Source organism: Nonomuraea solani, from assembly GCF_900108335.1.
Classification (GTDB): domain Bacteria; phylum Actinomycetota; class Actinomycetes; order Streptosporangiales; family Streptosporangiaceae; genus Nonomuraea; species Nonomuraea solani.
In genome coordinates this window covers 344,223-365,809 of record NZ_FNVT01000008.1, presented here as the reverse complement: position 1 = coordinate 365,809, position 21,587 = coordinate 344,223, and the positions used below count along the sequence as shown (strand labels likewise).

16 protein-coding genes are annotated in these 21,587 nt (G+C 70.8%); 8 read left to right on the top strand and 8 right to left on the bottom strand.

The genetic code is table 11. The annotated features are described in order from the left end of the window. Window positions 1–19: 19 nt before the first annotated feature. Window positions 20–871 carry an NAD(P)-dependent oxidoreductase gene (locus C4V41_RS29270; RefSeq protein ID WP_103959160.1) on the top strand — a complete coding sequence of 284 codons (852 nt, stop codon included), beginning with the start codon at window positions 20–22 and terminating at the stop codon, window positions 869–871. Between the two features lie 45 nt (window positions 872–916). Here the strand turns inward: C4V41_RS29270 and C4V41_RS29265 are convergent, their stop codons facing one another. The 3 genes from C4V41_RS29265 to C4V41_RS29255 all read right to left on the bottom strand — a co-directional run bounded on the left by C4V41_RS29265 (window position 917) and on the right by C4V41_RS29255 (window position 6,150). Further along, window positions 917–2,248, bottom strand: coding sequence for a maltokinase N-terminal cap-like domain-containing protein (locus C4V41_RS29265; protein WP_103959159.1), 1,332 nt, complete (start codon window positions 2,246–2,248; stop codon window positions 917–919). 3 nt (window positions 2,249–2,251) lie between these two features. After that, entirely contained in the window at window positions 2,252–3,952 is a 1,701-nt protein-coding gene (treS, locus tag C4V41_RS29260; RefSeq protein WP_103959158.1) for a maltose alpha-D-glucosyltransferase, read from the bottom strand. A gap of 71 nt (window positions 3,953–4,023) precedes the next feature. Next, a complete protein-coding gene (locus C4V41_RS29255; RefSeq protein WP_103959157.1) occupies window positions 4,024–6,150 on the bottom strand; it encodes an alpha-1,4-glucan--maltose-1-phosphate maltosyltransferase in 2,127 nt (708 codons plus the stop codon). A gap of 245 nt (window positions 6,151–6,395) precedes the next feature. Here C4V41_RS29255 and glgP point away from each other — a divergent pair, with 245 nt between their 5' ends. Together glgP and C4V41_RS29245 are read left to right on the top strand one after the other, a co-directional pair. Beyond that, complete coding sequence (glgP, locus tag C4V41_RS29250; RefSeq protein WP_103959156.1) at window positions 6,396–8,978, top strand: alpha-glucan family phosphorylase; 2,583 nt, start codon at window positions 6,396–6,398, stop codon at window positions 8,976–8,978. A 60-nt stretch (window positions 8,979–9,038) separates the two neighbouring features. After that, window positions 9,039–9,935: a MurR/RpiR family transcriptional regulator gene (locus C4V41_RS29245; RefSeq protein ID WP_103959155.1), complete on the top strand. Its 897-nt coding sequence runs from the start codon at window positions 9,039–9,041 to the stop codon at window positions 9,933–9,935. Here the strand turns inward: C4V41_RS29245 and C4V41_RS29240 are convergent. The 3 genes from C4V41_RS29240 to C4V41_RS29230 form a co-directional block, all read right to left on the bottom strand. Further along, window positions 9,898–11,814 carry an N-acetylmuramoyl-L-alanine amidase gene (locus C4V41_RS29240; RefSeq protein WP_103959154.1) on the bottom strand — a complete coding sequence of 639 codons (1,917 nt, stop codon included), beginning with the start codon at window positions 11,812–11,814 and terminating at the stop codon, window positions 9,898–9,900. The two genes, C4V41_RS29245 and C4V41_RS29240, sit on opposite strands and share 38 nt — an antisense overlap. 85 nt (window positions 11,815–11,899) lie before the next feature. Beyond that, window positions 11,900–13,648 (bottom strand): ABC transporter ATP-binding protein, encoded by a 1,749-nt coding sequence (locus C4V41_RS29235; RefSeq protein WP_103959153.1) that lies wholly within the window; start codon window positions 13,646–13,648, stop codon window positions 11,900–11,902. Then, the gene (locus C4V41_RS29230) at window positions 13,645–15,423 is read right to left on the bottom strand and encodes an ABC transporter transmembrane domain-containing protein (RefSeq protein ID WP_103959273.1); all 1,779 of its coding nucleotides are present in this window, start codon (window positions 15,421–15,423) and stop codon (window positions 13,645–13,647) included. Before C4V41_RS29230 ends, C4V41_RS29235 begins: the two co-directional genes overlap by 4 nt. A 117-nt stretch (window positions 15,424–15,540) precedes the next feature. Between C4V41_RS29230 and C4V41_RS29225 the strand changes: the two genes are divergently transcribed. Then, window positions 15,541–16,314: a class I SAM-dependent methyltransferase gene (locus C4V41_RS29225; RefSeq protein WP_160150420.1), complete on the top strand. Its 774-nt coding sequence runs from the start codon at window positions 15,541–15,543 to the stop codon at window positions 16,312–16,314. On the opposite strand, the gene C4V41_RS29220 is transcribed toward C4V41_RS29225, so the two are convergent. Continuing rightward, window positions 16,298–17,275: a zinc-binding dehydrogenase gene (locus tag C4V41_RS29220; RefSeq protein ID WP_103959151.1), complete on the bottom strand. Its 978-nt coding sequence runs from the start codon at window positions 17,273–17,275 to the stop codon at window positions 16,298–16,300. The genes C4V41_RS29225 and C4V41_RS29220 overlap by 17 nt on opposite strands. A 61-nt stretch (window positions 17,276–17,336) precedes the next feature. Beyond that, window positions 17,337–18,278, bottom strand: a complete 942-nt coding sequence (locus C4V41_RS29215) for a zinc-binding dehydrogenase (protein WP_103959150.1) — start codon at window positions 18,276–18,278, stop codon at window positions 17,337–17,339. Between the two features lie 96 nt (window positions 18,279–18,374). Between C4V41_RS29215 and C4V41_RS29210 the strand changes: the two genes are divergently transcribed. From C4V41_RS29210 to C4V41_RS29195, 4 genes are all read left to right on the top strand, one after another. After that, window positions 18,375–18,998, top strand: coding sequence for a TetR/AcrR family transcriptional regulator (locus C4V41_RS29210; RefSeq protein ID WP_103959149.1), 624 nt, complete (start codon window positions 18,375–18,377; stop codon window positions 18,996–18,998). A gap of 124 nt (window positions 18,999–19,122) precedes the next feature. Further along, window positions 19,123–19,809 (top strand): GntR family transcriptional regulator, encoded by a 687-nt coding sequence (locus C4V41_RS29205; protein WP_103959148.1) that lies wholly within the window; start codon window positions 19,123–19,125, stop codon window positions 19,807–19,809. Beyond that, window positions 19,806–20,600: a hydroxypyruvate isomerase family protein gene (locus C4V41_RS29200; RefSeq protein ID WP_103959147.1), complete on the top strand. Its 795-nt coding sequence runs from the start codon at window positions 19,806–19,808 to the stop codon at window positions 20,598–20,600. Before C4V41_RS29205 ends, C4V41_RS29200 begins: the two co-directional genes overlap by 4 nt. Further along, the gene (locus C4V41_RS29195; RefSeq protein WP_103959146.1) at window positions 20,597–21,475 is read left to right on the top strand and encodes a 2-hydroxy-3-oxopropionate reductase; all 879 of its coding nucleotides are present in this window, start codon (window positions 20,597–20,599) and stop codon (window positions 21,473–21,475) included. The genes C4V41_RS29200 and C4V41_RS29195 overlap by 4 nt, the downstream gene beginning before the upstream one ends. Window positions 21,476–21,587 lie beyond the last annotated feature (112 nt).

The following is a 21,587-nucleotide window of genomic DNA, read 5'->3' as shown; positions in this document are numbered from 1 at the left end:
ATCCAGAAGGAATGCTGAAATGTCGGAAAACATTGCTGTGCTCGGCCTCGGACTCATGGGCACCGCCCTCGCCGAGAGCCTCCTGGCGGCCGGGCACCGCGTCACCGTGTGGAACCGTTCGCCCGCCAAGGCCGGCCCCCTGGTCGCCAAGGGCGCGACCCGCGCGGACACCCCCGCCCAGGCCGTCGCGGCGAACCCGCTGGTGATCGTCTGCCTGCTCGACTACCCGTCCTCGCGGGCGGTGCTGGAGGACGTGGAACTGGCGGGCAAGGTCGTCGCGAACCTCACCACCGGCCGGCCCGCCGAGGCCCGCGAGCTGGCGACCTGGGTGGCGGAGCGCGGCGGCGAATACCTGGACGGCGGCATCATGGCCGTGCCACAGATGATCGGCAGGCCGGGCGCGCTCATCCTCTACAGCGGCTCGGAGCGCTCCTTCGACCGGTACGAGCAGGCGTTCGCCGCCATGGCCGAGCCCCGTTTCACCGGCGCCGACCCCGGGATGGCGCCGCTGCTCGACCTGGCCATGCTGACCGGCATGTACGGCCAGATCGCCGGCTTCCTGGAGGCCGCCGCGCTGGTCACGTCGGCCAAGTATCCGCTCGGTGAGTTCACCTCGTCGCTGCTGGTCCCGTGGCTGAACGCGATGGCCGCCCTCCAGCCCGCGTGGGCCGAGAAGATCGAGTCAGGCGACCACGCCACCGAGGTCTCCAACCTGGAGGTCAACCGGGCGGGCATGGAGAACCTGGTGCGCGCCTTCCGCGAGCAGGGTGTCAAGCCGGACCTGCTGCTGCCCATGAAGACCGTCATCGACCAGCGCGCGGCCCGCGGGCTCGGCCACGAAGGACTGTCGGGCCTGGTCGAAGAGCTCTGAGAGAGCCGGGCCGGCCGGCGAGGCCGCTGGGCCTTCGACCGGCGCCTACACGGTACGCGGGCGGAACGCGGACAGCGGGATCCCGATCCAGGAGGGCCGGTTGCGGGCCTCGTAGACGACCTCGTACACGGCCTTGGACAGCTCGAACGCCCGCAGCAGCGCCGCGTCCGCCCGGGTGATCACGCCGCCGCCCTCCGCGTAGCCGTCGAGGAAGGCGGCGCGGTTGCGGTCGGCCCACTCCTGCGCGCGCGGCTCCAGCTCGTCGGCCCTGGAGTTGCCCACCAGCAGGTGCCTGGCCGCGTAGTCGAACGAGCGCAGCATCCCCGCCACGTCGCGCAGCGGCGACGACAGGGCCTTGCGCTCGGCCAGCGGCTGTCCCGGCTCGCCCTCGAAGTCCAGCACCACCCAGTCCATCGGCGTGCGCATCACCTGGCCCAGGTGGTAGTCGCCGTGAACCCGTTGCACAGGCACCTCGTGGGTGAGCAGCTCCACCTGGTGGTAAGCGTCCTCAACAGTGCTCACGTACTCCCGCAATTCGGGCACTTCGGCCACGGCCCGGCCCAGGCGGCGGCGGAAGCCCTCGGCCATGCGCTTGACCTCGTGGGGCTCGATGAGGCCCGTGGGGAAGGCGGCGGCCAGCTCGCGGTGCACCTGCGCGGTGGCGGTGCCGAGCCGCTCCGACTCGGCCGTGAAGTCGCCGCCCGCGTCGGTGGCGGACACGTCGGGCGGCAGGGCGTACAGGTCGCGGACGCTGGTCAGGGCGAGGTCCCAGCCGTCGTTGGCGTTCGACAGGTATTCCTGCATGATCGCGAGCGTCGTGTCCGTGCCGTCGAGGTCCGTCTCGATCCACCCGTACGGCTGCGCGATGTGGTGGGCGTTCCTGGCGGCCAGGGCGGTGACGACCTCCAGCTCGGGGTTGACCCCCGGGATGAGACGGCGGAACAGCTTGCAGATGTAGGCGTCCCCGTACACGAGCGAGGTGTTGGACTGCTCCGCGCCGAGCACGAGGCTGCGCGGCGAGGCGTCGATCTCGGCCCCGGGGACGTGGCGCATGCGCAGGCCGCTGCGGGTCTCGTCGTGGGCCATGCCGTCGAGCAGCCAGCCCGTACGGTCGGGGTCGTGGACGGCGTCGTAGAGGTGGACGTCGTCGATGGTGCCGATGAGGGCGTGTTTGAGACGGTCCGGCAGGTCGGTGCGCTCGCCCAGCAGGAGCTGGTAGCGCTCGCGCGAGCCCTCCTGCCAGACGGCGATGATCAGATGTCTCAGTCCGGGCGTCAGTTCGACGTCCGCGTCGATCGACAGCTCGTCGATCGGGCGCCCCTTGCCGCCGAACCAACGCTGGCGGCCGATCCATGCGACAAGGAGCTCGTCAAGCACGTCCTACTCCTCCTGGGTGATGGCCGGCGGGAGTGTGAACCAGTAGAACCCATGCCCTGGAAGCGTCAAAAGATACGGAAGTTCGCCAATTGCCGGAAATGGTACGCCGCCCATCGTCTCCACAGGGGAGACCCCGACGAATCTGCGCAGGTCAAGCTCGACCGGCTGAGGGAAGCGCGAGAGGTTGTTGACGCAGAGCATCCGGTCGTCGCCCAGCTCGCGTACGAACGCCAGCACGCTGGGGTTGGAGGAGTTGAGCTCTGCGTAACCGCCCAGCCCGAACACGGGGTGCCGCTTGCGGATCTCGATCATGCGGCGGGTCCAGTGCAGCAGCGAGCCCGCGTTCTTCTGCTGGGCCTCGACGTTGATGCCCTGGTAGCCGTAGATCGGGTCCATGATCACCGGCAGGTAGAGGCGGCCGGGGTCGCAGTCGGAGAACCCGGCGTTGCGGTCGGGGTCCCACTGCATGGGGGTGCGCACGCCGTCGCGGTCGCCGAGCCAGATGTTGTCGCCCATGCCGATCTCGTCGCCGTAGTAGAGCACCGGGGAGCCGGGCAGCGACAGGAGCAGGGCGGTGAACAGCTCGATCTGGTTGCGGTCGTTCTCCAGCAGGGGTGCCAGGCGGCGGCGGATGCCGACGTTGGCGCGCATGCGGGGGTCCTTGGCGTACTCGGTGTACATGTAGTCGCGTTCTTCGTCCGTGACCATTTCGAGCGTCAGCTCGTCGTGGTTGCGCAGGAAGATTCCCCACTGGCAGTGCTCCGGGATTTTCGGCGTCTGGGCCAGGATCTCGGAAATGGGGTAGCGCGATTCCCGGCGTACGGCCATGAAGATGCGGGGCATCAGCGGGAAATGGAAGGCCATGTGGCACTCGTCGCCGCCGCCGACGGGATCGCCGAAATACTCGACCACGTCGGACGGCCACTGGTTGGCCTCGGCGAGCAGCACCCGGTCCGGATAGAGGCGGTCCACGTCCGCCCTGATCCGCTTGAGGTATTCGTGCGTCCTCGGCAGGTTCTCGCAGTTGGTGCCCTCTTCCTCGAAGAGGTAGGGGACCGCGTCCAGCCGGAATCCGTCGATGCCCAGGTCCAGCCAGAACCGCAGCACCTCCAGCATGGCCTGCTGAACGTCCGGGTGCTCGTAGTTGAGGTCGGGCTGGTGGTGGAAGAAACGGTGCCAGTAGTACTGGCCGCGCACCGGGTCGTAGGTCCAGTTGGACGTCTCGGTGTCGATGAAGATGATCCGGGCGTCCTGATATTTCTCATCCGTCGACGACCACACGTAGAAGTCGCCGAACGGGCCCTCCGGATCGTGCCGCGACGCCTGGAACCAGGGGTGGGCGTCGCTGGTGTGGTTCATGACGAGGTCGGCGATGACACGCATGCCGCGTTTGTGCGCCTCGTCCACCAGCTTCACGAAGTCGCCGAGGTCTCCGAACTCGGGGAGGATCTTCATGAAGTCCGCGATGTCGTAGCCGCCGTCACGCAGGGGCGACTCGTACAGCGGCAGCAGCCAGAGGCAGTCCACCCCGAGCCACTGCAGGTAGTCGAGCTTGCTGATGAGGCCCTTGATGTCGCCGGTGCCGTCGCCGTTGGAGTCGGCGAAGCCCCTGATGAGGACCTCGTAGAACACCGCGCGCTTGTACCAGTAAGGATCGCGCGGCTTTTCCTCGTCAAAGGTGTTGGGAATGGGTGTGTAGCTCATGAGCCGCCCCTGAGGTGGCTCATGAAGGAGGCGCTTTCACACACGTTGAAGACTCCCCGCTGAATTCAGTTCTACCGTGGCGCGGCTCGGACGGTGAGGATATGGGCAGGCTGGATGTGGGGGTCGAGACGTACATAGTTGCGTTGCCTCCAGCGGTACGACTCGCCCGACAATTCGTCGTCGACGACGAACTCGGCGTTCCAGTCGAGGCCGATGGCGGGCAGGTCGAGATCTACCGTCGCCTCGTGGGTGTGGTGTGGATCCAGATTGATGACCGCCAGTACGACGTCGCCCATCCCGTGCCTTCGTGTGGCCGTGTCATAGGCGCCCGGAAGTCGTTTGGAGAAGCACACGATGTCCGGTTGGTCGACCCTGTGGAATCGTAGGTTACGCAATTCCTGCAGCGCCGGATGCGCTCTTCGGAACAAATTCAGGTGGGTGATGAAGGGAGCCAGGCTCCGGCCTTCGCGTTCGGCGGTAATCCAGTCACGAGGTTTGTACTGATATTTCTCGCTATCCAGGTATTCCTCGCTGCCCGGACGTACCGGTACGTTCTCCGCGAGCTCGTACCCGGAATAGACACCCCAGCTCGGCGCGGTCAGCGCGGCGAGCACGGCCCGGATCTTGAACGCCGGAACGCCGCCGTGCTGCAGGTACTCGTGCAGGATGTCCGGCGTGTTCACGAACAGGTTGGGCCGCAGGTAGCAGGAGGTCTCGTGGGAGAGCTCCGTGAGATAGGTCTCCACGTCGAACTTGGAGTTCTTCCACGTGAAGTACGTATACGACTGGTGGAAGCCCACCTTGGCCAGCATGCGCATCATGGCCGGCCGGGTGAACGCCTCCGACAGGAAGATCACGTCGGGATCGGTCTCGCGGATGTCGGCCAGCATCCGCTCCCAGAAGCCCACCGGCTTGGTGTGCGGGTTGTCCACCCGGAAGATCCGCACCCCGTGGGCCATCCAGTACCGGAGCACCCGCCTGACCTCGGCGTAGATCCCCTCGGGGTCCTTGTCGAAGTTGATCGGGTAGATGTCCTGATATTTCTTCGGCGGGTTCTCGGCGTACGCGATCGAGCCGTCGGCCCTGATCGTGAACCACTCGGGGTGCTCCTGCACCCAGGGGTGGTCGGGCGCGCACTGGAGCGCGAAGTCGAGGGCGATCTCCATGCCCAGCTCGCGGGTGCGGCCGACGAACTCGTCGAAGTCCTCGATCGTGCCCAGGTCGGGGTGCACGGCGTCGTGGCCGCCGTCCTCCGAGCCGATCGCCCACGGCGAGCCGGGCTCGTCCGGCTCCGGGCTGAGCGTGTTGTTGCGGCCTTTTCTGAACGTGGCGCCGATCGGGTGGATGGGCGGCAGGTAGACGACGTCGAAGCCCATCTTCGCGATGGCGGGCAGGCGTTTACCGGCTGTCTGGAAATTTCCGGACTTGGAGATGCCCAGCTCGTTGACGATCGCGCCTTCCGAGCGGGGGAAGAACTCGTACCAGGAGCCGTAGAGAGCCCTGCGCCGGTCGACCCTGATCTTGTGCGACTTGGACCTGGTGACCAGCTCGCGGAAGGGGTGCGCCTCCAGCAGGGCGGCGGTTTCGGGGAGCTGGGCGATCGACAGCCGCGCCCTGGGGTCCAGGGTCTCGTCACGCAGCGTGGCCGACACCGACAGCAGCGCCGCGCGGTGGCCACAGGCACTGTCGCCGTTGCCGTTCTGCTTCTTCTGCCCGTTGCCGTTCTTGGCGTGATCGGGCTTGGGCCGGCCGTTGGTCTTGGACTGTCCGTTGGTCTTGGGCTGGCCGTTGGCGCAGTCGGCCGTGCGCACGGCCTTGGCGGCCCGCTCGTACAGCCGGGCGCCCTCCTCGCACATGAGATCCACGTCCATGCCACGCGGAATCTTGATCTCGGCGTCGTGCAGCCACGTGTGGATCGGGTCGCTCCACGCCTCCACGCGGAACAGCCAGTCGCCTTCGGCCGGCAGACATACCTCGATCCCCCAGCGGTCGGTGCCGGGGGCGAGCTCGCGCATCGGTCTCAAGCGTCCGCGCTGCCCATCGGGCGCGGTGAGCACCACGCCCGCGGCCACGGCGTCGTGGCCCTCTCTGAAGACGGTCGCCGAGACCTCGAAGGTCTCGCCGGCGACCGCTTTGGCGGGCCACTGCCCGCAGTCGACGACGGGGGAGATGTCCGTGATGGGAATTCGTCCGATCATCGCATTCAAGAGGTTTGCGACGGCACTCCCGGTGCCGCCGGAGGCTTTCCCTGGCAGGAACGATCCTTGCATGTAAATTGTGGACAGCAGTGGATAGACCTCCCGTGTGTGTCTGTGGGAGAGGCCAACAATGAGGAAAGTTGCCCCAATAGTCCCTCTTCATGCTTGTTCCCGGAAGGGGTTTGAACGGGCTTGATGGGGGTGAAGGACTCAGAGGTCCCTCCTAGCCCGTAGGGTGCAGAAACGTGAGAGCTATCCGCCGTTTTACCGTCCGCACCGTCCTGCCCGCGGAGCTGGCCGCCCTCGGCGAGCTTGTCCACAATCTCCGCTGGTCCTGGCATCCGGAGACGATGGACCTCTTCGCGGAGGTCGACGCAGAGCTCTGGGAGCAGGTCGGCCACGATCCCGTGGCCCTGCTCGGGGCCGTCACGCCGGCCCGGCTCAATGAGCTGGCCGCCGACCGCCGATTCCTCCGCCGGCTCGCCGACGCGGCCGATGACCTGCGCGAATACATGACCTCACCGCGCTGGTACCAGACGCTGCCCGACGGGGCCCGGGCCATCGCGTACTTCTCCCCCGAATACGGCATCGCCGCCGCGCTGCCGCAGTATTCGGGCGGGCTCGGCATCCTCGCGGGCGACCACCTCAAAGCGGCCAGCGACCTCGGCGTGCCCATCCTCGCGGTGGGGCTGCTCTACCGGCACGGCTACTTCACTCAGTCGTTGTCGCCAGAGGGCTGGCAGCTCGAGCACTACCCGTCCCTCGACGCCGGCGGGCTGCCGCTGAGCCTGCTGAAGGACCCCGAGGGCACGCCCGTCAAGATCCGCCTGGCCCTGCCCGACGAGCGCGAGCTGCACGCGCAGGTGTGGGTGGCGCAGGTCGGCCGGGTGCCGCTGCTGCTGCTCGACTCCGACGTGGCCGAGAACGACACCGCCGCGAGAGACATCACCGACCGCCTCTACGGCGGCGGCACCGACCACCGGCTCCTGCAGGAGCTGCTGCTCGGCGTCGGCGGCGTCCGCGCGATCAGGGCCTACTGCAAGGCGACCGGCCACCCCGACCCCGAGGTCTTCCACACCAACGAGGGCCACGCCGGGTTCCTCGGCCTGGAGCGCATCAGAGAGCTGACCGAGGCGCGGCTGTCGTTCGACGAGGCGCTGGAGGCGGTGCGGGCGGGCACGGTGTTCACCACGCACACGCCCGTGCCCGCCGGGATCGACCGCTTCCCGGTGGACATGATCGAGCGCCAGTTCGGCGGCCCGCACGCCTGGCCGACCGTGCCGGTGGAGCGGATCCTCGCGCTGGGCGCGGAGTCCGACCCCGGCCGGTTCAACATGGCCGTCATGGGCATGCGGCTGGGCCAGCGCGTCAACGGCGTGTCCCAGTTGCACGGCCAGGTCAGCCGCGACATGTTCAAAGATCTTTGGCCCGGATTCGACCTGGCCGAGGTGCCGATCGGGTCGATCACCAACGGCGTGCACGCGCCCACCTGGGTCGGCAGGGAGCTCATGGAGCTGGCGGGGCGCGAGCTGCCCTCGCTGCTGGAGCGGGCCCGCGGCTGGGAGGGAATCCAGAAGATCTCCGACTCCGACATCTGGCAGATCAGGGGCATCCTGCGCCGGCGGCTGGTCGAAGGCGCCCGGATACGGCTGCGGAAGGCGTGGCGCGAACGCGGGGCCTCCGACGCCGAGCTCGGCTGGATCGACGACGCGCTCGACCCCGACGTGCTGACGATCGGGTTCGCCCGCCGGGTGCCGTCGTACAAGCGGCTCACGCTCATGCTGCGCGACGCCGAACGGCTGACCGAGCTGCTGCTCGACCCGGACAAGCCGGTCCAGATCGTGATCGCGGGCAAGGCGCACCCCGCCGACGAGGGCGGCAAGAAGCTGATCCAGCAGATCGTCAAGTTCGCCGACCAGGCGAACGTCCGGCACCGCATCGTGTTCCTGCCCGACTACGACATGTCGCTCGGGCAGCTCATGGTCCAGGGCTGCGACGTCTGGCTGAACAACCCGCTGCGCCCGCTGGAGGCGTCCGGCACGTCGGGGATGAAGTCCGCGCTCAACGGCGGGCTCAACCTGTCGATCCGCGACGGCTGGTGGGACGAGTGGTACGACGGCACCAACGGCTGGGCCATCCCCACCGCCGACGGCGTCACCAACCCCGACCGGCGCGACGACCTGGAGGCCGCCGCCCTCTACGACCTCATCGAGCACGAGGTCTCCGACCGGTTCTACGACCGGCCGGTGGACGGGCTGCCGCGGCGCTGGCTGGAGATGGTCAAGCACACGCTGGCCTCGCTCGGGCCCAAGGTGCTGGCCGGGCGCATGCTGCGCGACTACGTGGTCGACCTGTACAGCCCGGCCGCCGCCTCGGCCCGCGCGCTCTCCGCCGACTCCTACGCGCCGGCCAAGGCGTTCGCCGCGTGGCGGGTGCGGGTCACCAGGGCGTGGCCGGGGGTACGGGTCGAGCACGTCGAGGCGACGGGAGTGGGCGACACGCCCGAGGTCGGGGCCTCTATCGAGCTGCACGCCACCATCGCGCTGGGTGACCTGGAGCCCGACGACGTGCTGGTCGAGGCCGCGTACGGCAAGGTCGGGCCGCACGACGAGCTGACACGTCCCGCGTACGCGAAGCTGACCTCCGGATCGGTGGACGACGACGGGCGGGCCCACTACACCGGGGTGATCCCGCTCGACCGCACCGGGGCGTTCGGATACACGGTGCGGGTCATCCCGAACCACCCGCTGGTCGCCAATCCGGCCGAACTGGGGCTGATCGCCGTACCCGAGGAACCGGCCGGTATGACCAACGGCACATTGCGGTAGCTCCAAGACGGCGGGCCGGGCGCTGCTCGGCCGGACAAGGCAGGCGGCATAATCAGGACCGTGGACGAAAGCGGCAACGGCCTGCGGGCCGACACTCTGGTGGCCACGGTTCGCGGTGTGCTGCCGTCCTTGACGCCTGCCGCGCAGACCGTCGCCCGCCTCATCCTCGAGGACCCGGCGACGGTGGCCAGGAGCACCATCACGGAGCTCTCCGCCGCCTCAGGCACCAGCGAGGCGACGATCGTACGCACGGCGCGGCTGCTCGGTTTCGCCGGATATCCGCAGCTCAGGCTGGCCTTAGCGGCAGCCGCCGCGCAGCCCGACCGGCTGGTGCCCGGCGACCTGGCCCCGGACGACCCGCTGTCCGAGGTGATCCAGAAGGTGGCGCGGGCCGAGTCGGAGGCGATCAACGACACCGTCGCGCAGCTCACCTCCGAGCGGCTCGGCCTGGTGGTGGACGCCATCGTCGGGGCCCGGCGGATCGACGCCTACGGGGTCGGCGCCTCCGGGCTGGTCGCCGAGGACGTCGCGCAGAAGCTGCTGCGCATCGGGCTGTCCAGCCACGCCTTCCAGGACGCGCACCTGGCGCTGACCAGCGCTGTGCTGCTGAAGGAGGGCGACGTGGCGATCGGGATCAGCACGTCGGGCGAGACGCCCGACGTGATCGAGCCGCTGAGCCGGGCCAAGGAGGCGGGGGCGACCACGGTCGCCATCACCAACAACCCGCGCTCGTCCATCGCGGAGCTGGCCGAACACGTGCTGATCTCCGCCGGGCGCGAGACGGAGTTCCGTCCCGGCGCCCTGGCCAGCAGGATCAGCCAGCTCCTCGTCGTCGACTGCGTGTTCGTCGGCGTCGCCCAGCGCACGTTCGACTCCTCTCAGGAAGCCCTCGCGAGCACCAGGCGCGCCGTCAAGGAGTTCACACGTCGGACGTCACCAGCACGTCGTCAGCCTTGACGAACATGATCCGGTGGCCGAACTGGATCTGCAGATACTCGGTCTGACCGCGCACGACCTTGTGGTCGGCCAGGTTGAAGGTGACCGCGCGGTAATACTCGGTGGCCGCCTTGCCCGCGAGCGTGTACTTCTCGCCGGCCGAGAACGTGTACTGCAGCGGGGTCACCGCCTGGTACGGGATGCCCGGCGGGTACGCCGCCTGCTCCGGGTAGGCGCGGCCGTACACCGGGACGGTCGCCCTGCCCGGCTTCGGCGTGACCACGAGACCCTTCGACGGGATCGCCGTCGGCGCGCCGGCCGGGTTGTGGAACCACGCCTTCTGACCGAGGTACCAGATGGCCGTCCAGTCACCCTGGCGGCCGGCGAGGGCGAAGCGCTGGCCGGTGCTGGCGCGGGCGCTGTGGTCGTACACGCTGTAGAGCGATTCGCCCGTCGGGTGCTTGCCGATGTCCTTGACCAGCGGGGCGTCGGCGCGCGGCTCGGTGCGGAGCCAGACGGTGTGGGCGGGCAGCGGCGGGCAGGCCGCCTCCGGGTTCTTGCGGTCGCAGCCGTAGAAGTACGGCTTATTCGTGGCGAAGTCCGGCTTTATCATGACCGATCCGGCCCTGGCCCCGCCGAACGACTCCAGCGGCGCGCCCATCAGGTCGAAGTAGTGCGACCAGTCCCAGAACGGGCCCGGGTCCTCGTGCATGCCGCGCACGGTCGTCGGCAGCGTGCCCGGGACGTTGTCGTGGCCGATGATGTGGGCGCGGTCCAGCGGGACGTTGTGCCGCTGTGCCAGGTAGCGGACCAGGCGGGCCGAGGAGCGGTACATCGCCTCGGTGTACCAGGTGCCGCCCTCCGCCAGGAAGCCCTCATGCTCCAGGCCGATGGACTTGGCGTTGATGTACCAGTTGCCGGCCTGCCAGCCCACGTCCTTGGTCTTGATGTGCTGGGCGATGTGGCCGTCGGAGGAGCGGAGCGAGTAGTGCCAGCTCGCGCCGTAGTTGGGGTCCTGGTTGAGGCGGATGGAGGGCAGGAAATATCCCTCCATGTCGTGAATGATGATGTACTCGACCTTCTGGCTCTTCGGCCGGTCGGCCAGGTCGTAGTGGCCGTAGTCGTCCGGCGGCAGCTCCTGGTAGGCGGCCGGGATCCACTCGCACGAGATCGTCTCCGGGCACTCCACCCCGTCGGGGCGGGGTGGCGGACGGAGGCCGAGCTTGGCGAGCCAGGTCTCGGCCTTCTCGATGCCGGGTACGGCGGGCAGCGTGACCCGGTTCCCGTCGTCGGTCGTCCGGGCGATGCCCGTCTTGATCGTGGCGAAGACCTCGTCGGCGAAGAACTTGGCCGCACCGGCCTCGTCGGCGCCGGAGTACTTCGCGACGGCTCCGTACCACTGCCCGGGGTCGTCGCTCAGGGGCGCGCCCAGGCTCTTCTGGTAGTCGGCCAGCAGCGCCGCGCCGCCCCTGATGTTGGCGGCGTCGTTCGCGCGCAGCCGCTCGTGGCTCTCGCCGGTCAGCGACGCGGCGCGCTCCATGGTGCGCAGCGAGGCGGGGATCTCGGCGGGGGCCGGCTGGGCGGCCGGCGCGGGCTGCGGCCTGCTCTCGTCGCCGCGCGCGTCCTCCGTGTCCCCGTCGTGGTGGTTGGACGAGGTGAAGGCGGCGGCGTCGGTCAGGTGCATGGGCCCGAACCCGGCGTCGCTGGAGGGCTGCCCGGCGTGGGCGTCCCAGCGCGAGGTCAGGTAGGAGACGCCCAGCAGCACGCTGGCGGGCACCCGGAACTCCTTGGCGGCGGCGGCGAACGCCTGCTGCCGATCCGCGGGCCGCTCAGCGTGGGCTGCGCTTATATTGCTTAAGGGCAACAAGGCGACGATGGAGATCGCCAGTAGTCTGCGCATGAACCACTCCTCGGGGCTGGGGGCGCGTCGCAGCTCAGCGTCTCAACATTTTCCTTCGCAGGCGAGATCTTTGCGAAGATATTTTTCACTCCTTGACACCGTGCCAGGTGTGCCAGAGCGCCGCGTACGTGCCGTCCGCCGCGACCAGACTGTCATGCGTGCCCAGCTCCGTCAGCCGGCCGTCCTGCATCACCGCCACCCGGTCGGCGTCGTGGGCCGTCTGGAGCCGGTGCGCGATGGCGACGACGGTCCGGCCTTCCAGGACGGCGGCCAGGGCGCGCTCGGTGTGCCGGGCCGTGCTCGGGTCGAGCAGCGCGGTGGCCTCGTCGAGGATCAGCGTGTGGGGGTCGGCCAGCACGACGCGGGCCAGGGCGAGCTGCTGGGCCTGCGCGCCGTCCGGGCGGTGGGCGCCGTGGCCCAGGTCGGTGCCGAGACCGTCGGGGAGCTCGCCGACCCAGTCGGCACCTACGGCGGCCAGGGCCGCGCGCAGCTCCGCGTCGGTGGCTTCGGGGGCGGCGATGCGCAGATTGTCGCCTACGGTGCCGAGGAACACGTGGTGCTCCTGGGTGACCAGGATGACGCGCTCGCGCAGCCGGTCGGGGTCGAGGCCGGTCACGGGCACCCCGCCCACGGTGACGGAGCCGGTTCTGGGCGCGTCCATGCCCGCCAGCAGCCGGCCCAGCGTCGTCTTGCCCGCCCCTGACGGGCCGACGATCGCCAGGCGCTCGCCGGGACGGATGCTCAGGTCCACCCCGTGCAGCACGTCGGGGCCGCCGTCGTAGGCGTAGCGCACGCCGGCGACCTCCAGCCGGTCATCGGCCGGTACGGGCGGCGCCTCGGACGGGGCCGACCGCGGCGCCAGGGCCAGGCCCTCGACGCGGGCGAACGAGGCGGTGCTGCCCTGCAGGCGCTCCAGTTGTTCGAGAATCGTGTCCAGGGGCTGGGAGAGCTGGCGCAGGTAGAGGGCCGCGGCGACGACCGTGCCCAGCGTGACGGCGCTCGGGTCCCGCATCATCAGCGTGCCGCCCACCAGCAGGACGGCGACCACCGGCACGGAGTACGAGACGTCCACGATCGGGAACAGCACGCTGCGCAGGAACAGGGTGTGCAGCCGGGTGCGGCGGCACTCCTCGACCGCGTCGTGACAGCTCCTGAGCCGGCGGTGCTCCAGCCTGAGCGCCTCGACCGTGCGCGCGCCGCCGGTGGTGGCGGCCAGCTCCTCGGCCAGGGCTGAGTTGGCCGCGCCCTCCGCGAGGTACGCGGTGACCGCCCGGCGCAGGTACCAGCGGGAGGCGAACCAGATGCCGATGAGGCCGAGCAGGCCGCAGGCGCCGAGCAGGGGGTCGAGCACGAAGACCGCGCCCAGGATGAACAGGGCCTGGACGGCCGCGATGAGGACCTCCGGGCCGGCGTCGCGCAGCGTGACCCCCACCGCGGCCACGTCGGTGGTGCCGCGGGTGATCAGGTCGCCCGTACCGGCCCGCTCAACAGCCGAGACGGGCAGGGCGAGCGCGCGTTCGGTGAACTGCTCCCTGATACGGGCCAGGGTGCGCTCGCCGAAACGGTGGCCGACGTAGCTCGCGTAGCGGGACAGCAGGAGCCGGACCAGGGCGAAGACGAGCAGGGCCAGGGCCAGCCGGTCCACGGCGGCGACGCCCGCGCCCGACTTGACCTCGTCGATGATGCGGCCGAGCAGCCACGGTCCCGCCAGGCCCGCCGCGGCGGCCAGGGCGTTGAGCAGGATCATGACGGCGAAGGCGCGGCCGTCCAGGCGGATCAGCCGGAGCGCGGCGCGGCGGGTCCTGGCGGGCTCGGCCACCGGCAGGCTGGTCATCGGGCGGCCTCCTGAGGGGTGGGATCGTCCTGGTCGTCGTCTGTGCCGCGCGACACGAGCTCGCGGTAGCCCGGGTGGTCGCGCAGCAGGTCGTGGTGGTCGCCCGAGGCCGCGACGGTGCCGCCGACCAGGTAGTACACGGTGTCGGCCCGGCCCAGGACGAGGGGCGAGGTCGTGGTGACGACCGTGGTGCGGCCCGTCCTGGCGGCGGTCAGGCGGCTCGCGATGGTGGCCTCGGTGTGAGCGTCGACTGCGGAGGTGGGCTCGGCGGCCAGGAGGATCTCCGGGTCGGCCATCAGGGCCCGGGCCAGGCGCACGCGCTGCCGCTGGCCACCGGACAGGTTGCGGGCCTGCGGCGCGATGACCGAGTCCAGCCCGTCCGGCAGCGCCCGCACGATGTCCTCGGCCAGCGCGTCACGAACGGCCCGCGCGATCGCGGCGTCGAGGGAGTCGTCCCGGCGGCCACGGTCAGCGGCCGCGTCATCGCCGCCGGGGCTCCGGGCACCCGCGATCACGTCGCGGAGGGGGCCGGCGAACAGGTCGGCCTCGTTGTCGGCGACCAGGATCCGCTCGCGCAGGCGCGCCGGGTCGATGCCGGCCAGGGGGATCCCGCCCCAGGTGGCGGCCGACGCGGTGAAGCCGCCCAGCCGGTCGAGCACCGCCACCGCGTCCGCCGGCCGGGCGCTGACCAGCGCCGTCAGCCGTCCCGGTGCGATCTCGACGCCGGACTCCGGGTCGCGCAGGGGAGCGGGCGCGGCGGGAGCCGGGGCGTCCCCGCCGCCGGTCTCGGGCGTCAGGTTCAGGAGATGCACGACCCGGCGGGCGGCGACCAGGCCACGGCTGAGGTCGTAGCCGCCCTCGACGAAGAAGGAGACCGGCACCACCAGCACGGCCGCGTACCCGTACACCGCCACCAGCTCCCCGGTGGTGATGTCGCCCTGCGCGGCCATCCGCGCCGCCAGCCACGTCACCGCCCCCAGGAACAGCGTGGGCAGGCCCACCCCGAGCGCCTGGATCCAGCTCGTCACCGCGCCGACCCGATAGCCCTCGTCCCGGAGCTCCTGGGAGCCGCGCCGGTAGCGGCCGGCGTACACCTCCTTGCCGCCGATGCCGTTCAGCACCCGCAGCCCGCCCGCGATGTCGGCGAACCGCGCGGCGAGCGCGCCCTGCCGCGTCCGGTACGCCGTCTCGGCGCCGCTCAGCCGTCCCAGCAGCGGGCCGACGACGGCGACGAGCAGCGGCACCCCGAGCAGCACCACCACGGCGAGCAGCGGAGAGACCGACAGCAGCAGCCCGGCCACGACGATGTAGGCGAGGACCGCGCCGACGCCAGGGCCGGTGATGGTGAGCGTCTGGGCCATCATGGCGGCGTCGGAGAACCCGATCGTGACCACCTCGCCGGCCGTGACCCTGCGGGGCAGGGCCGCGCCGAGGCGGGTGGCCTGCAGGACCACGACCTGGACGGTACGGAACACGGCGTCCATCCGGACCCGCGTCATCGTCCGGTGCCGCATGATGGCCAGCCACGCGTTCAGCCCCCCGACCCCCAGCACCGCGCCGGCCCATCCGGCCAGCGCGGGCCAGTGCCCCGGCGCCAGCCCGTCGTCGATGGCCCGGGACAGGAAGTACGGCGGGAGCGTCAGGCACACCATCCAGGCGGTTCCCAGGAACGCCCCGGCCAGCACACGTCCGGGCTGGCTCGTGACCAGCCACCACATGTACCGCGCGGCGCTCCGACGATCAGGGGTTCCGGGATCAAAGATCCGATCCGTCATGTAATGCACCCTAGTGACCGTTCCTGGCGGTGTTCGGACCGGCCGGGGCGCCCGTGTCTGGACCGGCCGGGGCGCTCGTGTCTGGACCGGCCGGGGCGGTCGTGCGACGCTCAGGCGGTGCTGGACTACTACCGCGACCTGGCCACCGACTACCACTGGATCTTCCCCGACGAGATCGTGACCTTCCCCGGCGTGATCGGCGGCACCTCCGTCGAGAACGTCGAGCTGATCCAGGAGGCCGTGCGCGCCCTGCCGCCCGGCGCGGCCGTGCTCGACTGCGCGTGCGGCATCGGCACGGACGCCATGGCGCTGGCGCACGCGGGCTTCCAGGTGACGGCCACGGACGGCAGCCCCTCCATGGCGGCCGAGGCCAGGCGCCGGTTGCCGGCCGACGTGCAGGTGCTGGTCGCCCGCTGGGAGGAACTGCCGGTCGCGGGGCCGTACGAGCTGGTGCTGTGCCTGGGCAACTCCCTGGTGCACGCCGGCTCGCACGAGGCCATGGTGGCCGCGCTGTCCGGAATGCGACGGGTGCTGTCGCCCACGGGCACGCTGATCGTCGACTCCCGCAACTGGGAGCTGCTCTACCGCGAACGCCACCGCATCGTGACCAGTGAGCGACTGCGCGAGCGGGACGGCATGCGCTCCTGCTGGGTGTACGTCTGGAGCATCCCCGAGCGGTTCGGCGAGCCGTGCCTGGCCGAGATCGTGCTCCTTCTCGTGCGCCCGGACGGCGGCTTCACCCACCGGCGCTACCCCATCGAGTTCCAGCCGTTCACGCCCGCGCAGTTGAAGGACCGGCTCACCGAGGCCGGTTTCGAGATCACCGGCTCCTCCTACCACGCGGACCGGCAGCGGTACGCGTTCACCTGCCGGCCTACGGGACCAGGATGACCTTGCCCGTCGTCCGCCGGTCCTCCAGGGCGGCGTGCGCGTCCGCGGCCTGGGCCAGCGGGAACGTCTGCACGGCCGGCACCAGCCTGCCCTCGGCGGCCGCCGCCAGGGCCTTGACCTCGTACGCGGGCCGGTCCTCCGGCCGCCCGATCAGGATCATCAGGGCGTTGACCACGGTCAGGTTTCGCTGCTTGAGCGTCTCCGCGTCCGGCTCGGCGGGCTGCTGGGAGGCGTTGCCGATGCTGACGAACCGGCCGCCGTCGGCGAGCAGGTCGAACGCGGCCCGCGCCTTGCCGCCGCCCACGCCGTCGAGCACGGCGGTGACCTTGCGGCCGCCCAGCCGTTCGGCCAGGGCCCGCTCCCAGCCGGGCTCGTCGTAGTCGACGGCCAGGTCGGCGCCGAGTTCGCGGACGGCCGCCACCTTGGCGGGGCCGCCGGCGGCGCCGATCACCTGGGCGCCGAGGCCGCGGGCGTACTGGACGACCAGGCGGCCGACCCCGCCCGCGGCCGAGGTCACCAGGACGACGTCGGAGGAGGTCAGCTCGGCCACGTCCAGGAACGACAGGGCGGTGACGCCGGTGACGATCATGGCGACGGCCGTCTCGTAGCCCACGCCGGCGGGCAGCCGGTGCAGGGAGTCCACGTCGGCGACGGCGAGTTCGGCGTACCCGCCCGGCCGGCCGCCGGAGGTCACGACGCCGCGCCCGATCCAGGCGGGATCCACGCCGGGTCCCACGGCGTCCACCCGTCCGGCCACCTCGCCACCGAAGATCGACGGCAGCTCGGGCAGCGGCGGCAGCGTGTCACTCTTCACGCCCGCGCGCAGCCACGTCTCCACCAGGTGCACGCCGGCCGCCTTGACGGCGATGCGCACCTGGCCGGGGCCGGGCTCGGGGTCGGGGACGCTCTCGTAGCGCAGGTTCTCGGCGGGGCCGAAGGCGTGCAGGACGACGGCGTGCATGATGTTCTCCCAGGGGTCGCGGTCAACTCCTTCGAGCTTGCAACCTCAACTAAACTTGATGTCAAATCAGGTCCAGGACGGCCTTGCCGTGCAGGCGGCGTTCGCGCAGGGCGAGCACGGCCTCGTCGGCCTCCTTCCAGTCGCCCCGCCAGGAGATCCCCGGGTCGAGGTCGCCCGCGGCGACGCGCCCGGCGAGCCAGGTCAGGTCGGGGACGAGGTCCGTGCCGTCCAGCAGGTAGAAGGTGACGATCGAGCGCTCGTGCCGGCCGTTGTCGCCGAAGAGCGCGCCGAACGGGAACGTCTCCGGCTCACCCGTCCCGTGCCCGACGGCGACCAGCGTCCCGTACGGCGCCAGCCGCCCGAACGCCGCCACGAGCTGGGCGCCCCCGACGTTGTCCACCACTCCGTCCACTGGCCCGTCCACCGGCCCGTCCGCCAGCTCGGGGTGCGCGATCACCTCATGGGCGCCCAGTGCCCGCAGCGTCTCACCGTGCCGGTCCGGGTCACCGGTCGAGGCCAGGACGTGGGCGCCGCCGAGGCGCGCGAGCTGCACGGCGTACCGGCCGACGCCGCCGGTGGCCCCCGTCACCAGCACCCGCCTGCCCATCAGCGGCCCGATCCGGCGCAGCGCGCGCAGGGCGCTGGCGCCCGCCACCGGAATGGTGCTGATCGCCCCGGGATCGGCGCCCGCGGGGACGACGCCGAGCACGGCGGTGTTCACGGCCCGCAGCTCCGCCCAGGCGCCGTCCCAGCCGAGGGTGATCACCGGCGTCCCGGCGGGCGGGCCCGAGCCGTCGGCCGCCGCGCGCTCGACCACGCCCGCCGCGTCCCAGCCCGGCACCGTGCCGTCGGGAGCCTCCGCGACGAGGTGCATGACCTCGCCGAAGTTGAGCGACGTGGCGCTCACCCTGACCAGCGCCTGGTGCGGCGCGGGATCGGGATCGGGAGCCTCGCTCAGGCGGAGGCCGGAGGCGGTGGAGTGATCGACGAGCAGGGCACGCATGAGCGACACCTTTCAAGGAGGTAGTGGCTCCCTATTTATGCCACTGAGTGGCGAAAGCGTGCAAGTGGCGTTTGCCGCTGCGCTACGCTGATCGCCATGACCACAAGCTCACCGCTGCGCGAACGCAAGAAGCAGCGGACCCGGCAGGCGCTGATCGACACGGCCCTCGCCCTGTTCGGCGAGCGCGGCTTCGGCGGGGTCACCCTGGACGAGCTCTGTGACGAGGTGGAGGTGTCCAAGCGCACCTTCTTCCGCTATTTCGCCAGCAAGGAAGACGTCGCGATGGCGCCCCTCGAAGACATGTGGCGCGCCTTCCTCGAAGAGCTGAAGGAGGCGGAGGCCGACGGCCGGCGGCTGGTGGAGCTGATGGAGGCCAGCCTGCTGGCCGCGCTCGACCGGGTGGCCGACGAGGCGTGGGCGGGCCGGGCCCTGCTGAGCTATCGCCTCTCGGAGAGCGCCCCGTCGATCAACGCGCACAGCCTGCACTTCTGCGACAGCACCATGCGCGCGCTGCTGGAGGTCCTGCACGACCGGCTCGACCTGCCCGCCGACGCCCGCCCCCGCCTCGCGGGCGACATGCTGGTCGCCGCCTGGCACCACGCGCTCGACGGCTGGGCCCTCGGGCCGGGTGAGCCGGACAAACAGCAGCTCATCGCCCGGGTCCGCGACGCCATCGCCGCCCTTCCCGGCAGTCTCGCGCTGACCGCGAACCCCCGCTAATTAGCTCGCGACGTCGAGCCGCCGCCCGTTCCACGCCCTGTTTCGCTGTCATTGGCAAGTCCGCCGAGTATTGAGTGGACTAGTATACTTGTCTGACGATTTTGGCGATCTAGGGAGGAGTTCCGTGGACGGCCAGACCAGCTTTTCTCTCGGACCGTCATCTCTGACGGAGGCGCTCTACGAGTCCGTACGCAAGCGCATCGTCAACGGCGAGATCGCCCCAGGGGAGAAGCTCACCGAGATCCGCATCGCGAACGAATACAGTGTCGCCCGCCCGACCGCGAAGGCGTGCCTCGAACGGCTCACCGCCCTCGGGCTGCTACGCCGCACCACGCACAAGACCGCCGTCGTCCCGAAACTGGACGAGGAGGACATCCGCGACCTCTACTTCAGCCGTGAGACGGTCGAGCGCGCGGCCGTCGCGACGCTGGCCCGCACGGGCACGGTGCCCGTGGAGGCCGTGCGCGCGCAGGCGGCGATGAAGGCGGCGGCCGGCGACATGGCCTTCGCCAGCCAGGTCGAGGCCGACATCGCCTTCCACTCCGCGCTGGTCGCCGCCGTCGGCAGCCGCCGGCTGTCACGGATGCACGAGGTGATCCTCGGCGAGGTGCATCTCACGATGGGCCAGTTCCAGGCCCATCGCACCACACACCCGATGAACGTGGTGCACGAGCACGACGACATCCTCAAGGCCATCGGCGACGGCGACCCCGAGCGGGCCCAGCACCGTCTGGCCCACCATCTCGACCAGGCACAGAGCCGTCTGCTCGGCCAGCTCCGCCGCGAACGATCGGAAGAGGCCCCCACGTGACCAAGTGGACCGTCAACTGCTCCATCCTCTACACCGGCCTGCCCGTGCTCGAACGCCCGGCCGCGGCGGCGGCCGACGGGTTCACCGCCGTCGAGTTCTGGTGGCCGTGGCCGGTGGCGGTCCCCGCCGACCGTGACGTGGACGCGTTCGTGCGCGCGGTCGAGGAGGCGGGGGTCCGGCTCACCGGGCTCAACTTCTTCGCCGGTGACATGCCGGGCGGCGACCGCGGCCTGGTGTCGTGGCCCGGGCGGTCGGGCGAGCTGCTCGACAACATCCCCGTGGTCGCGGCCATCGGCGAACGCCTCGGCTGCCGGGCGTTCAACGCCCTCTACGGCAACCGGATCGAGGGCGTGGCCGCCGAGGAGCAGGACGACCTGGCCGCCGAGATGCTCGCGGCCTGCGCGCACGGTGTGCCGGGCACGGTGCTGATCGAGCCGGTCAGCGGCGCGCCCCGCTACCCCCTGCTGACCGCGGCCGACGCCGTGGCCGTGCTCGACCGGCTGGGTCACGTGCCCAATGTGGGGCTGCTGGCCGACTTCTACCACCTGGCGGTCAACGGCGACGACGTGGCCGCCGTCATCGAGCGGCACGCATCGCGCGTCGCTCACGTACAGATCGCCGACTCCCCGGGCAGGGGCGCCCCCGGTACGGGCGAGCTGCCGCTGCGGCAGTGGATCGACGACCTGCACGCCACCGGATATGACGGATATATCGGCCTCGAATACCGGTCGGAGGGCCCTGGCGCCTTCGACTGGCTGCCCCGGGCCGGCAGAGGAGGAATGTCCACGTGAGCACCATCGCCTTCATCGGCCTCGGCATCATGGGCGGCCCCATGGCCGTGCACCTGGTCAACGCCGGGCACACCGTGACCGGCTACAACCGCACGCCCGAGAAGGCCAAGCCGCTGGCGGCGGCCGGCGGCCGGGTGGCGGAGTCGATCGCCGGCGCCGTGCCGGGCGCGGAGGTCGTCGCGCTCATGGTGCCCGACTCCTCCGACGTCCAGGACGTGCTGACCGGTGACGACGGCGTGTTCGCGCACGCCGCCCCCGGCACGCTGATCATCGACTTCTCCTCGATCCGCCCCGACGTCACGCGCGAGCTGGCGGCGGAGGCATCCCGGCGCGGCCTGCGCTACCTCGACGCCCCCGTGTCGGGCGGGGAGGCGGGCGCCAGGAACGCGGCCCTGTCGATCATGGTGGGCGGCGACGGTGACGCCTTCGAGGCGGCCAGGCCCATTTTCGACGCGGTCGGCAAGACCGTGGTCCACGTCGGGCCGAGCGGCTCGGGGCAGACGGTCAAGGCCGCCAACCAGCTCATCGTGGCGGCGAACATCGAGGCGCTGGCCGAGGCCGTGGTGTTCCTGCGGGCGTACGGGGTCGATCTGGAGGCGGCGCTCGACGTGCTGGGCGGCGGCCTGGCCGGATCGGCCGTGCTGGCGCAGAAGCGCGCCAACATGCTGACCCACTCCTTCGAGCCCGGCTTCCGCGTCGAGCTGCACCACAAGGACATGGGCATCGTCACCTCGGCCGCCCGTGAGGCCGGTGTCGTGCTGCCGCTCGGCGCGCTGGTGGCCCAGCTCGTCGCGTCGGCGAACGCCACCGGCGACGGCGGGCTCGACCACTCGGCGCTGCTGCGCGGGGTGGAGCGCCTCTCCGGGACCGCGTAAACGGAGCTCCAATTCAGTCACTCCAAGTGACAGGACACGCCAGGGTCGATTACTCAGCGTGATTGCCGCTGTTAGTCGTTGGCCATGCTCTCATTGCGATCATGGCCTTCGT